At 70.4% G+C, this 13,196-nt stretch carries 9 protein-coding genes; 3 read left to right on the forward strand and 6 right to left on the reverse strand.

The window, feature by feature from the left end; all coding sequences use genetic code 11:
- Positions 1–110 precede the first annotated feature (110 nt).
- From ABNF93_RS22600 to ABNF93_RS22620, 5 genes are all read right to left on the reverse strand, one after another.
- A complete protein-coding gene (locus tag ABNF93_RS22600; RefSeq protein ID WP_349330140.1) occupies positions 111–1,346 on the reverse strand; it encodes a glycosyltransferase family 4 protein in 1,236 nt (411 codons plus the stop codon).
- Entirely contained in the window at positions 1,343–2,857 is a 1,515-nt protein-coding gene (locus ABNF93_RS22605) for a hypothetical protein (RefSeq protein ID WP_349330141.1), read from the reverse strand. Before ABNF93_RS22605 ends, ABNF93_RS22600 begins: the two co-directional genes overlap by 4 nt.
- Positions 2,850–4,226 carry a lipopolysaccharide biosynthesis protein gene (locus tag ABNF93_RS22610; protein ID WP_349330142.1) on the reverse strand — a complete coding sequence of 459 codons (1,377 nt, stop codon included), beginning with the start codon at positions 4,224–4,226 and terminating at the stop codon, positions 2,850–2,852. Before ABNF93_RS22610 ends, ABNF93_RS22605 begins: the two co-directional genes overlap by 8 nt.
- A complete protein-coding gene (locus ABNF93_RS22615; RefSeq protein ID WP_349330143.1) occupies positions 4,227–5,525 on the reverse strand; it encodes a glycosyltransferase family protein in 1,299 nt (432 codons plus the stop codon).
- Positions 5,526–5,787: 262 nt separating this feature from the next.
- On the reverse strand, positions 5,788–7,644 hold the full coding sequence (locus ABNF93_RS22620; protein ID WP_349330144.1) for a polysaccharide biosynthesis protein: 1,857 nt from the start codon (positions 7,642–7,644) through the stop codon (positions 5,788–5,790).
- Between the two features lie 230 nt (positions 7,645–7,874).
- Between ABNF93_RS22620 and ABNF93_RS22625 the strand changes: the two genes are divergently transcribed.
- Positions 7,875–9,284, forward strand: coding sequence for a tyrosine-protein kinase domain-containing protein (locus ABNF93_RS22625; RefSeq protein WP_349330145.1), 1,410 nt, complete (start codon positions 7,875–7,877; stop codon positions 9,282–9,284).
- Positions 9,285–9,294: 10 nt separating this feature from the next.
- Here ABNF93_RS22625 and ABNF93_RS22630 read toward each other — a convergent pair whose 3' ends face one another.
- Positions 9,295–10,275: a WD40/YVTN/BNR-like repeat-containing protein gene (locus ABNF93_RS22630; RefSeq protein WP_349330146.1), complete on the reverse strand. Its 981-nt coding sequence runs from the start codon at positions 10,273–10,275 to the stop codon at positions 9,295–9,297.
- Between the two features lie 286 nt (positions 10,276–10,561).
- Between ABNF93_RS22630 and wecB the strand changes: the two genes are divergently transcribed.
- Positions 10,562–11,704: a non-hydrolyzing UDP-N-acetylglucosamine 2-epimerase gene (gene wecB / locus ABNF93_RS22635; protein WP_349330147.1), complete on the forward strand. Its 1,143-nt coding sequence runs from the start codon at positions 10,562–10,564 to the stop codon at positions 11,702–11,704.
- 214 nt (positions 11,705–11,918) lie between these two features.
- Entirely contained in the window at positions 11,919–13,154 is a 1,236-nt protein-coding gene (locus tag ABNF93_RS22640) for a choice-of-anchor P family protein (RefSeq protein ID WP_349330148.1), read from the forward strand.
- The last annotated feature ends 42 nt before the right edge of the window (positions 13,155–13,196 follow it).

Raw genomic sequence — 13,196 nt, forward strand, 5'->3', positions numbered from 1 at the left:
GCCGCAGGGCGGACGGGGTGCGCCACGTCAAGCGCACGCGCCCGTGGCGCATCGTCCTCGCTTCACCTGCCCCCACGTGATGTGCAGCTCCTCCCGGACGGACGGTCGCGTCAAGGTGCGGCGACGAGGTCGTTCAGCACCTTCTCGAGGCGGGCCGCCATCACGGTACGGGACGCGTGCCGGTCCACATAATCGCGAGCCCGCTGGCTCATCGTCTCCCGGTCGTCCACGGATCGGTCACGCAGCACCTCGATCGCGGTGGCCAGTGCGGCACGCCCGGAGGCACCGTCGCGTGGCGATCCGGGCACCGCGCAGCCGTGGTCGACGAGCTGCGCCTCGAGCCCACCGCCGACGTTGGTGATCACCGGGAGGCCCGCCGCCATGTAGTCGTACATCTTGTTCGGGCTCATCGCCTCGCGGAACAGCTCCGACTGCGCGAGGGTGTGCAGGCCGACGTCACAGCCGACGAACACGTTACCGAGGTCGCGTTTCGGCACGGGGTCGCAGAAGCGGACGTTGACCAGGCGTTCGTCGCGGGCCCGCGCCACCAGCCGCTGCTTGTCCAGCCCGTCGCCGAGGAGGACGAACGTGACGTCGGTGAGGTCCTTCGCCACGTCGAGCACCAGGTCGAGGCCGTTGGCGGGACCGTGCGCCCCCGCGTAGACGGCCACGAACCCGTCGACGCCGAGCTGGGCCTGGGCCTTCTCCCGGGTCACCGTCGGGACGAAGTCGGCCGGCTCGGCACCGTTGGTGACGAGGGCGACCTTCGCCGGCGGTACGCCGAACGACGCGAAGTGGGCGTTCCAGCCGTCGGCGACCGCGACGATCCGGTCCGCCGCCCGGTAGAGGAAGCGTTCCAGGCCGACGAGGACGCGGTGCAGCGGCGATCCGGCGGTGAGGTAGCCGAGTTCCACCATCGACCGCGGCCACAGGTCACGGACCTCCAGCACGAGAGGGACCCGGTGGACCTTCGCCAGGAGCCACCCGGCGAGAGGGGTCACCAGATGCGGGGACGACGCGTAGACCACGCCGACGTCGCGCCGCCGCAGCCCCACCCTCAGGGCGCCGGCGGCGTAGCGCAGCCAGCCGGCGACCCGGGCGAGTCCGTTGGACTCGTGGCCGGGCACCCGGATCGTCACGAAGTCCGGCGAGTCGCTCGCGAACCGCTCGCGGGTGTTGTTGTTGCGGTCTCCGGCGACGATCAGGTGCGCCCATCCGGTGAGCCGGCCGAACAGCTCGACGTGGCGCGTCCCTCCCCCTTGTGAACGGGGCAGGGCGAAGTGGTTGAGGACGAGGACTCGGCGACGTCCGCCGACCCCTTGCGTACGGCTCCGGCGCGGTGTCATGACTGCCGTTCGCTCCCCGTCTCGGCCGCACCCGCGGCGTCCTGTTCCACGGCGTCGTGTCCGGCGCTCTGTGACGTGGCGTCCGGCTCGGGGCGCGGGGTGACGCGCGGCCGCAGCGGCTGCCGTCGCCTGGTGGCCGTGGCGCCGCCCACCGGCATCAGGTAGACCATCAGGACCGCGAGCAGCATGCCGTGGGTCAGGAAGACGGTCAGCATCGCGGTGTTGGACAGGCTGAACGCCGACTGCGCCATGGCCGCGATCGCGAGTCCTTCCGGCAACCCCTTCGCGATGGCGTCGAAGAAGAACAGCACCATGCCCAGGACCGCCGTGAAGCCGAACACGCCGACCAGGCCGAAGTTGGCGAACGCGTCCGCCCAGATGTTGGCGTTCGCGCTGGTCTCGGGATTGCCGTAGTAGACCTGACCGATCAGGAACGCCGGTGGCAGTTCGTACGGATACTCCACCCAGCGGCTCAGCAGCCCGTAGCCGAGGAAGCCCTTCGGGTTGTGCAGGAAGAACTCGTAGTGGTACTTCGTGTTGACCGCGCTCGTCAGCACCATCCGGCGGATCAGCACCGAGGAGATGCTCCACCCGCCGGTGAAGAAGTCGTACGCCGTCACCGCGAAGACCCCGCTGCCGACGATCGCGGCGACCCGGTAGCCGACCCGCGAGACCGCCGTCGAGCGCACCAGGATCACCACGGCCGCCACCAGGACCGACGAGAACAGCATCTGCTTGAAGCCGGTGATCGAGACGAGGAAGAGTTCGGTCGCCACGCCGAACACCGTCCAGGCGAAGCGTTTCGTCGTCAGGCCGCGCGCGATCGCGATCGGCGCGATCACGTTGCCCAGCCAGGTGATGGCGTAGCGCGCCAGCCGCGGCACCTGCTCGAACGAGTCGCGGTACGTGTCGCGGATCTCGTAGATCTCCGACAGCGCCACCCACCGGAACTGCAGCCCGTAGTAGGCGACGACGACGCTGACCAGGCCGATCCACACGAGGGCGAAGAGCGGCCAGTACAACCGCGCGGGCAGGTGCAGGCGCGGAAGCGTCGGGAGACGGACGGAGTAGATCAGGCCAAGCAGCCAGAACGCCGCCGCCACCGAGCCCACCATCAGCCACACCGCCGTCGACAGCCTGGTCGTGAACACCGGGACGACGTGGATGGGGGCCACGACGATCATGAAAAGCATCCAGTAGACGATCGTCGACGGACGCTTCCACGACGCCGGGAGCCGCCGGGCACACAGCAGGTAGCTCGGCAACAGGACGAGCGCGACGAAGGGGTTCGGCCCCACCTTCTCAAAGCCCAGGTAGGCAAAGGACGGCGCGATGACGAAGAAGTGCGACGCGCCGAGCCCGACCGCGTAGACCGCCAGCCACAGCAGACCGCGGCGGCCGAGCCGTGGAGCGTCGGCCGGCCGGGGACGCCGGAACGGCCGACCGGCAAGCGTCCTGGCCCCGGTCAGAGCCCTGGCTCCGGTCAGAGTCGTGGCCGTGGTTTCACGCACGTCGCAACACCCACCACGCGAGGCCGAGCACACCGGCATAGGAGAACACAAGCACCCCAGAGTAGGCAGTGACACCGAGCACGTCGGAGCCGCCGAGCGCCCACACCAGCGTGGGTACGGCGATGACGAGAACCAGCCGGCAGGCGTCCCAGACAAGGGCGACGCCCTGGCGCCCGGCGAGGTTGAAGACGTTGCCGATCGGGCTCGCCACGAACTGCAGCAGGAACGCCGCGGCCAGGATCCGTGCGTACACCCCGGACTGTTCCCAGGTGCTGCCGAACACCCAGCCGAACGCCCACGGCCCGGCCACAGCGAGCAGCAGGGCCGGACCGACGCCGACGACGAAAAGCCGGCGGACAGCGAGCCAGGTGAGCCGGGGCAGCTGACCCGAGTCGGCGCGCTGCGCCGCCGCGCCCCGCCCGAGGAAGACCTGGGCCACCGACTGACCGACGACCGTGGCGGGAAGGGTGAGCAGCCGCATCGTGAACGCCAACCAACCGGCCGGTGTCGCCCCGAACGTGGCCGGAAAGACGAACGCGGGCGCCCACTGGGCGGAGCTGTTGAGCAACGCGGACCAGGTGGTGACGGCGGGGAACCGGCGGAAGCGGTGAAGTGCGGCGCGCAGGTCTGCGGTGGTCAGGCGTTCATCGTCGGGTCGTTCGGTGCCGGGTCGTTCGGTGCCGGGTCGTTCGGTGCCGGGTCGTTCGCTGTCGCGCTTCGGGCCGCCGAACAGCGGCTGGCGACCGACCACCGACACCAGACCAAGGATCCGGCCGATGCCCAGCCCGAGGAGCAGCCCGAGCGGTCGGACGCCGGCGAAGCCGAACGACAGCTGCGCGGCCGCGGTGCCGAGCCCCTGGGCGGCATTGCGACCCGCCAGGTCCCGGTACCGTTCCGCCCGGATCAGAACCGCGCTGACCAGCTGGAACATCGCGAGCACGGCGATCGTGAGCGGCACCAGCCACCACATGGCACGCAACCCGCGCAGCGTCTCGCCGCGCGCCCACCACGGCGAGGTCGCGTAGCCGGCGATCCCGAGGACGCCCGCGATCACGACCGAGCTGAGCAGGCCGACCCGCACGACCGCGCGCGTCTCCCGCAGGTCCTGCGCGAGCGGGATCGCGAGCTCGAGCCGCATGCTCGCGAGGACGGCGCCGATCGCCACGACACCGGTGAAGAGCTGGAGCAGGGCGAAGTCTGCAGGCGCGTAGAGCCGCGACAGGACCGGCGCCCCCGCGACGATCACGCCCTGGCCGACGACGGTGCCGAGGACGATCTCGACCACACCACGCCGGGCGCCGGGACGGGCCTTGCCGGAGGTCGGCGTACCGTCCAGGCTCTCTCGCGGCGCTCCCCCGAGTGCGCCCATCTACCCGCCCGTCCGGCGCGCGCCGCTCGGTGCGGTGTCGGACCCGGCGTACGGTCCCATGCTGTCGCCGGCGCGAGCACCGGCGGGGAGGAAGCCGGCGTACAGCGCGAGCAGGGTCCCTGCCTCGGTCTCCCAGGAGTACTTCGCGTGGACCGCGCGGCGGCCACGCTCGCCCATCGCGGCGGCCGCGGCGGGATCGGCGAGCAGGCGGGAGACCGCTTCGGCAGCGGCTTCGCCGTCCTCCGGGTCGACGACCACACCGGCGTCGGCCTCGGCAAGGATCTCCCTCCACACCGGGAAGTCCGATGCCACCACCGGGAGCCCCTCGGCCATGTACTCGAACATCTTCGTCGGCAGGTTCTTCTTGTACGCCTCCGGCCCGAGCTGCAGGATCAGCCCCACCTTCGCCTCGCCGATCAGCTTCCGGGCTGCGTCGGGGGGAAGGACGCCGGCATAGTCGACGACGCCGGCGAGGTCAGGCTCGCTCAACCGGTCCTGCAGGTCAGGTGGCGTGAACGGGCCGATCAGGGTGAGTGTCTCGACGTGCCGGCGGCCGGCGATCCGGGCGACGTCGAGCATGCTCGACAGGCCACGCAGGTCGGAGATGCCGCCGACGTAGACCATGCCGCGCGGACGTTCGGTGTACGCCATGACCTCGCCGCCACCACTCTCGCCGCCACCACTCTCGCCGCCGACCCCGTCCCGGCCGTCCCTGTCCCCGCCGGCACCGTCAGCTCCACCGGCACCGTCAGCTCCACCGGCACCGTCAGCTCCGCCGGCACCGTCAGCTCCGCCGGTGAGGATGGGGAAGTTGTTGACCGTGACGAGGTTCCGCGCGCCGGCGTACACACCCGCCACCAGTGGCGAGGCGGCCACGACCGCGCTCATTCCCCGACCGGCGGCACCGACCAGGAACCTTGTCCCCCACGCCACCACTGGCCGCAGCCGGCGCGGTATCCAGTGCTTGGCCAGGATCTGGTCGGGAAGCGGTTCGTGGGCGTCGAAGACCACCGTCCGCCCCCTCGCCCGGAGGGCGAACCCCAGGGGGATCAACTCAGGGTCGTGGAGGTGATAGACGTCCGCCCGTTCGGCGAGCAACGGTCGTAGCAGACCCCACACGCCCGTCGTCATGCGGACCACCCGTGACCGGGGGGCAGGTACGGGGAGTACCCGTACGCCGGCCGCGGCGTACGCCTCCTCAGCGCGTGCGTACAGGATGACGTCGTAGCCCGCGGCAGCAAGGGTCCGGCACTGCTTGTGGAAGATCCGGATGTCGGTGGCACGGTGCACGATGGACACGTGCACGGCCTTCGGCCGCCGAGGCCCCGCATCGACCGGCCAACCGTCGCCTGCCGGGCCGGCCCCACTGGATCCGGCCCCACTGGATCCGGCCCCACTCGATGCGGTGTTGCGCGGTGCGGAGCTACCGGTCATTGCCTATTCCATAGAGCTTGCGGTTGGTCGGTGGTCGGGACACGAGAGGTCGCGGACAGGTCCGCGATCTCTGTGCGCTCTGGTCGACCACCTCGACGGCCTCGTCGCGGTCGCGGCCGCGATCGGGTCAGCTCGGTGCCGGCAGGTCTGACGTGATCAGCGGCTCGCTGTCGGCGCAGACTAACAGGTCCTCGGCGGGTCCGACCGTGCTGTCCTCCGCCCGAGATCCCACCCCGAGGACGTCGCTGAACTCGACCTCGGCCACGGCCAGCGGCGGGACCTCGACGTGGGAGATCAGCGGATGGAACGGCCGCTCGTCCCGCTCATCCGTGCCGAGGAGCTGTTCGTGCAGCTTCTCGCCGGGCCGCATGCCGGTGAACACGATCTCGACGTCGGCCCCAGCCATGTCGATGAGCTGGCGGGCGACGTCGACGATGCGTACGGGCTCACCCATGTCGAGCACGAGCACCTCGCCGCCGCGCCCGATCGCCGCCGACTGGATGACGAGTTGCACGGCCTCGGGGATCGTCATGAAGTAGCGGTTCACCTCGGGATGGGTCACCGTGACCGGCCCTCCGCCGGCGACCTGCCGGGCGAACGCCGTGAGCACCGAGCCGCGGCTGCCGAGGACGTTGCCGAACCGTACGCTCAGGAAGCTGCCCGAGGCGGACCCGGCGAAATGCGCGGTCAGCCGCTCGGCCAACCGCTTGCTCCGCCCCAGCACGCTGGTGGCGTCCGCGGCCTTGTCGGTGGAGATGTTGACGAAGCGTTCGACGCCGGCCTTGGCCGCGGCCTCCAGCACGTGGATCGTGCCGAGGACGTTGGTCTTGTAGCCCTCCTCCGGATACTGCTCCAGCATCGGCAGGTGCTTGAGCGCGGCGGCGTGGAAGACCACGTCGGGCCGGCGTTCGGCGAAGAGCGACACGATGCGGTCGCGGTCGCGGATGTCGGCGAGGATGACATCGCCGGTGTCGAGCAGCGCGCGTCCGCTGATCGAGAGTTGGACGGCGTGCAGCGCCGACTCGTCGCGGTCGAGCATCATCAGCTCGGCCGGTTCGAACCTGGTGAGCTGCCGGCAGAGCTCGGCACCGATCGACCCACCGGCTCCGGTGACCAGGACCCGCTTGCCCTCGAGGTAGCCGGCGATCGCCTGGATGTCGGTGTCGACCTGGTGGCGTCCGAGCAGGTCGGTCACGTCGATGTCGCGGACGTCGCGGATCGAGATGTGGCTCGGCGCGAGCAACTCGGCGAGCTCGGGGAGCACCTTGACCTCGAGGCCGCACTGGCGGGCCTCCCGAGCGACGTCGCGGTAGAGCTCGGCCTGTCCGCTGGGAACCGCCACCACGAGGACGCTGGCGTCGTGGTGCCGCGCGACCTCGGCGAGGTGGTGCCGCGTGCCGAGGACGCGTACGCCGGAGATCCGCAGGTGTCGCTTGCCCGGATCGTCGTCGATCAACCCGACCGGAAGGTAGGGGCTCGCCGGGTCGGTGAGCATCGACCGGATCAACTGCTGGCCGCCGTCACCAGCACCGAAGACGAGCGTCCTGGCACCGCTACGTGGCCGGGCGGTCCCCTCCCGCAGCCCGCGGATGACGCCACGGGTGGTGACCATCGCGAGGACCGCCGCCATCGTGCCGCCGAGCGGCACACTCAACGGAACCAGCCGGCTCGGCTGCACGGCCAGGTCGACGACCAGGACGGACGCCCCGATGATCAGCCCGCACGCCACGATCACGACGGCCTCGTCGAAACTCGCCGTGCGGTAGCCGCCCTGGTAGAGCTTGACCAGCAGGCCGACGCCCAGCTGAAGTCCACAGGCCACGGCGCAGACGGCGATCATCCCGCCGAGGTTGATCCGGTCGAGGGCGCCGTCGTAGCGGAACACCGTCGCCAGGACGAGGGAGCCCGCCCACGCGAGAAGGTCGCCAGCGACGATGCCCAGGCGCGACCACGGCACGACCGGCGCCGGACCTGCGCCACCCACGAAACCACGCTCCCCCGTGCGTCGAGACAGTACGAGTCGAGATAGCAGGATAAGGACCTCAACGTGCGATGACGGACGTTACCTGACGTCTTGCGAAACATGTCAGGTCTTGCCCGTGCCACACTCGGTGCCGACGAATGCGCAGCAGCCGGCGGTCGGGCCACGGGGTGTCGGGCGTAACTCGCGTGTTCGCGCTCTGTCCCCGAAAGACCCCAGGAAGGTTGCTCCCCGTGGAGCTGCGCGACTATCTCAGGCTCGTCCGCAAGCAGTGGATGCTCATCATCTGCTGCACAACCGTCACCGTCGGCATCGCAGCGCTCGTGGTCCTCCGGACGACGCCGACCTACGCCTCACAGACCACGCTGTTCCTCAGCGTGACCCAGAGCGACAACACCCCCGCGGGGGCGTACCAAGGTGGGCTCTTCTCCCAGCAGCGGGCCGCCTCCTACGCCGACCTCGTGCGCGGGGAGGCCGTCACCCGCGCCGTGGTCCAGGACCTCGGGCTCTCGATGTCACCGGCCACGCTCGGCGGCAAGATCGGGGCGCGGGTCCTTCCCGAGACGGTGCTCCTCGAGATCACCGTCACCGACACCGACCCCGCCCGGTCGCAGCGACTCACCAGCGCGGTGGCCGAGGAGTTCAAGACGTTCGTTCAGGAGCTCGAACGTCCAAGCCCCGACCAGCCCTCGCCGATCCGGGCGACAACGATCGACACACCCACACTGCCGGGTGCGCCGGTGACGCCGAACCCGAGCCGGACGATCAGTCTCGGCCTACTCGCCGGGCTCGTCCTTGGCATGGGGATCGCCGTCCTCCGCGAGGTGCTCGACACGAGCGTCAAGTCCGCCGAGGCGCTGACCGCCCGGACGGGTGCACCGAACCTCGGCGTCATCGCCCACGACGCCGACGCGCAGACCAACCCGCTGGTCGTCCACATCGAACCGCGATCACCTCGGGCGGAGGCGTTCCGGCAGCTGCGGACCAACCTGCAGTTCGTCGACGTCGATCGACACCCGAAGCGGATCGTCGTGACGAGTTCGGTGCCGTCGGAGGGCAAGACCACGACCACGTGCAACCTCGGCCTGACGCTCGCGCAGGCCGGCCAGCGGGTCATGCTGGTCGAGGGTGACATCCGCCGGCCGCGGCTGGCGGAGTACCTCGGCCTCGAGGGCGGCGTAGGCCTCACCAACATCCTCATCGGCCGGGTCTCCCCGGACAACGCGATCCAGCCGTGGGGCGACATCCCGTTACAGGTGCTCGCCAGCGGGCCGCTGCCGCCGAACCCGAGCGAGCTGCTGCAGTCGCGGGCGATGCAACACCTGCTGCGCGAACTCGACGACCGCGCGGACGTCGTCCTCATCGACGCGCCGCCGCTACTGCCGGTCACAGACGCCGCGCTCCTGGCCCGGATGTCAGACGGTGCGGTCCTCGTCGTACGCCATGGCAAGACGGGAACGGACCAGCTCGAGACGGCGATCGGCAACCTCGCCAAGGTCGACGCCCGGCTGCTCGGTTCGGTGCTCAACATGGCGCCGTCGCGAGGGCCGGACGCGATGACGTACGGCTACGGCTACGGCTACGGCGTCGAGGGCGGGCGGCGGCGGTCGCGAGCGCCCGGCGAGACCGTCGGCGTCACCTGACCTGTCCGGATCACGCCGGCCGGCTCGCCCACGTACGACCGCCGTCGCCGCTGAACCACAACGCCTCACCGACGCCGAGGTACGCACGGTCGCCGTCGGCGGTGATGTCGGGGAGACCGCCGGCCGTCGTCTCGACACACGCACGCGGCTTCCAGGACGCTCCGGAATCGGTCGACGCATGGACGGAGATCCCCGCACACGACCGGTCCCCCGCCACCGCGGCGAGGCCGGTCGTCGCGGAGACGAAGTCCAGGTCGACCGCGCCGGGCATCTCACCCCGGTCGCTCCACGACGCAGCGCCATCGACGGTCCGCAGCAGCACTGGCGCCGCGCCCTCCCTCCCACACAAGACGTACGCCTGGTCGCGGGACAACGTGCTGTAGCCCAGCACCTTCAGCCGTCGCGGGCAGGGGACGTCGACGTCACCGGTCGGCGCGTGGATGCGGGCGCCGGCCACGGGGAGGCGGTGCCAGCTCCCGTCCGAGCCGTTGGAGGGGGTCCACGTCCCGCCACCATCGGTCGTCGTGAAGGTCGTCAGCGTCGCGCAGTCGGCGCCGGCGGCGACGACCCAGGCTTGTTCCGCGTCGACCGAGGCCACCCGCAGAACGACCGCCGCGGCCGGCACGCTCGCCCGCTGGAACGACTCGCCGCCGTCGCGGGACAGTTCGATCGTCGCGCCGCCTGTGCCACACGCCCCGGTCGCCGCCCGCGCCACGGCACCCGCTGCCCCGATGTCGACGAGGACCCGCGGCGCACCCGGATCGAGCACGGGTCGGACGGTCGCCCCCGGGTCACCGGTCGCCCTCGGACTGCCAGCGGGGTCCGCACCCGGCGTGGACGAGTGGCTCGCTGTCGGCGCGGGCGTAGCCACGATGCCGGTCATTGCCGGCGAGCCCGCGTGGGTGTGGCGTACCGCGAGAACGACGAGCACCACGTCGAGCGCCACCATCGCCGCCAACCCCACCGCACCGAGCATGCGCAGCCTCGACACCGAACGGCCCTCCTCGCGAGATCACCCGGCCGTAGCCCATCACCATCGACGGCGCAACGGCCGTAGGCGTTCCGCCACCAGCGTTCATGCTGGTCCAAGGGCCATTGTCGTGCCTACCGGCACGTGCGGCTTGGGTAGCCTGTGCTGCCGGCGCGCCGCGCCATCGCGGCCGTGCGGTGGCGACGTCGACCAGGGACGTCGACCAGGGACGTCGACCAGGGACGTCGACCAGGGCCATCGATCAGGGCCATGGAGCCACCACGGCCGGGGAAGGGTTGACCCGCGGATGAAACGCGTCATGGTGGTCTACGGGACCCGTCCCGAGGCGATCAAACTGGCGCCCCTCATCTCCGCGCTGCGGTCGTCGGCCGTGGTCGAACCAGTCGTCGCCGTCACGGGACAACATCGGGAGTTGCTCCACCAGGTCCACGCCCTGTTCGGGATCACGCCAGACCACGACCTCACGATCCTGACCGAAGGGCAGACACTCACCGACATCACCCAGCGCGCCCTCACCGGGCTCACTCCTGTCATCCGACATGTCGAGCCGGACGCCGTCGTGGTCCAGGGCGACACGACCACGTGCTTCGCGGGTGCTCTCGCTGCGTTCTACGCCCAGGTCCCCGTCGTCCACGTCGAGGCGGGCCTGCGTACGCACGACCGATACGCGCCGTTTCCCGAGGAGATGAACCGCCGGCTCACGACGCAGCTCACCCACCTGCATCTCGCCCCGACGGCCACCAACCGCGCACACCTGCTTTCCGCCGGAGTGGGTGAGGACTCCGTGGTGGTCACGGGCAACACCGTCATCGACGCGCTGATCGAGATCGCCGGCCGCCAGTTGCCGTACGCCGACCGGAAGGTGGCAGAGGTCGTCGCCTCAGGCCGCCGCGTCATCGTGGTCACCGCCCACCGGCGCGAGTCGTGGGGCGCTCCACTGCGTTCCGCGGCCGGGGCCGTCGCCGACACCGCGCGAACGCACCGGGACATCGAGATCGTGGTCCCGCTCCACCCGAACCCCGCGGTCCGCCGGGTGGTCGAGGACGAACTGGCCGGCCGACCCAACGTCCACCTCGTCGAGCCGCTGCCGTACGCCGACTTCGCGCGGTTGCTGCGCGACTGCCACCTCGTCCTCACCGACTCCGGTGGCATCCAGGAGGAGGCGCCGAGCCTCGGCCGTCCGGTACTCGTCCTCCGCGACACCACCGAACGGGTCGAGGCGGTCGAGGCGGGGACCGTACGCCTCGTCGGTACGGATCGCGGGACGGTGCACACCGCGCTGACTCAGCTGCTCGACGACGACCGGGCGTACGAAGCCATGGCGAGTGCGAGGAACCCCTACGGCGACGGCAAGGCGGCCGCTCGGAGTGCCGCGGCGATCGAAGACCTGCTCGGGGCGGGGATACGCCTACCAGACTTCGGTGGATAAGATCACGCGCCTACGTCGCAAAAGTGCTAATTTCTTCACGAACCGGTCACAAGCGGACACCTGGCGGGCACCAATCCTCCGCCACTCGGATACGCTCTGCGCCTGACTGGTCACGATACGTGTAGATTCCCACGTCTGACCACTGATCACCCTTCAAGGGGGGACGATGCAGTTAGCAACACTCGCTCGTCGAGGTACGGGGATACTCGCGTCGGTGGCCGTCGCCACCGGCACGCTCATCGCTGCGACGCCTGCGCACGCGGACGATGCCCAGCCGGGCTTCGTGGCCCAGGCCTACGGCTCTTATGCGTTCACCGACGACCGACGCCTCGGCAGCGGGCCCACGGCCTACAGCGACATCGCGTGCGGCACCGCGCCCGGCGAGGTCGTCACCAACAAGACCGCACAGGTCATACTCCCCGAGCTTCTCGGCAACGCTGGCGCCCAGTCGACCTACGTCGAGTCGATCGAGACCGACACGTCGCGGACCTCGCTCGCCAACTCGCGCACCGCGAGCCTCAATCTCCTCGGTGGACTGATCAGCTCCGGCGTGATCAAGTCCGAGACCCGGACGACCTGGGACGGCTCCGGCTTCAGTGCCGAGGGAACCTCGTCGCTCGCCGACCTCAGGATCCTCGGCCTGCGGGTCGCGGCCGATCCGGCGCCCAACACCCGGATCGACCTCTCCCTGCCGCTGCTGGGTGACGTCGGATACGTCGAACTCAACCGGCAGATCCAGCGCCCGGTCGACGGTGGTTTCGAAGCGATCACCACGGCATTCCACCTCGTCCTGCTGTCGGACAACCCGTGGCTGCCAGGCAAGGGTCTGCACGTGTGGCTGGGCAACTCCAAGGCCGCGCTGACCGCGCCGTCGGTCGGCTTCCTCAAGGGGCAGGGCTTCGCCTCCAGGATCACCCTGGCCAACGGAGCGGTGAACTCCGGCGCGACTGCGTTGGCCAAGGTCGCCTGCACCGGCGGTAGGGACGTGAACTCCGCAGCCACGGTCGACCTGCCCGACATCGCCAAGGCCGGCGCGGCCAAGACGGACGCGATCGGCGAGACGACCGCCACCGATGCCAGCAGCAAGGTGGGACAGCGGATCACCTCGATCGAGGCCCTCGGCGGCCTGATCAGGGCCGATGCCCTCGTGGCAGCGGCCACGGCCACGCGTAGTAACGGTGGTCCGATCACCCTGACCGACTCGGGCACGCGGTTCGTCGGCCTGACGGTCGCCGGGCACCCGTTGGCCACCCTGGGCGTGGCACCCAACACCAAGATCTCGCTGCTCGACGGGGCTGCCGAGGTTACACTCCGCAAGGTCAGGCGCGACGCCCGCACGATCGAGGTCACCATGATCGAGATCGTGGTCAAGGACGGCACCCTCGGCCTGCCGATCGGCTCCAAGGTCGAGATCGGCCGGGCCTACGCGGGGATCACACCGGCTAGCTGATCCGCGCTCGAGGCGCCACTACCATCGACGCCTCACCTGACA

Origin of the sequence: Actinopolymorpha sp. B9G3 (assembly GCF_040120725.1) — a bacterium.
Taxonomy (GTDB): Bacteria; Actinomycetota; Actinomycetes; order Propionibacteriales; family Actinopolymorphaceae; genus Thermasporomyces.

Bases quoted from the DNA above. Each gene is read 5' to 3' on its own strand.
- ABNF93_RS22600 (WP_349330140.1), bottom strand. From the start codon at position 1,346: ATGACACCGCGCCGGAGCCGTACGCAAGGGGTCGGCGGACGTCGCCGA.
- ABNF93_RS22610 (WP_349330142.1), bottom strand. From the start codon at position 4,226: ATGGGCGCACTCGGGGGAGCGCCGCGAGAGAGCCTGGACGGTACGCCG.
- wecB (WP_349330147.1), top strand. From the start codon at position 10,562: ATGAAACGCGTCATGGTGGTCTACGGGACCCGTCCCGAGGCGATCAAA.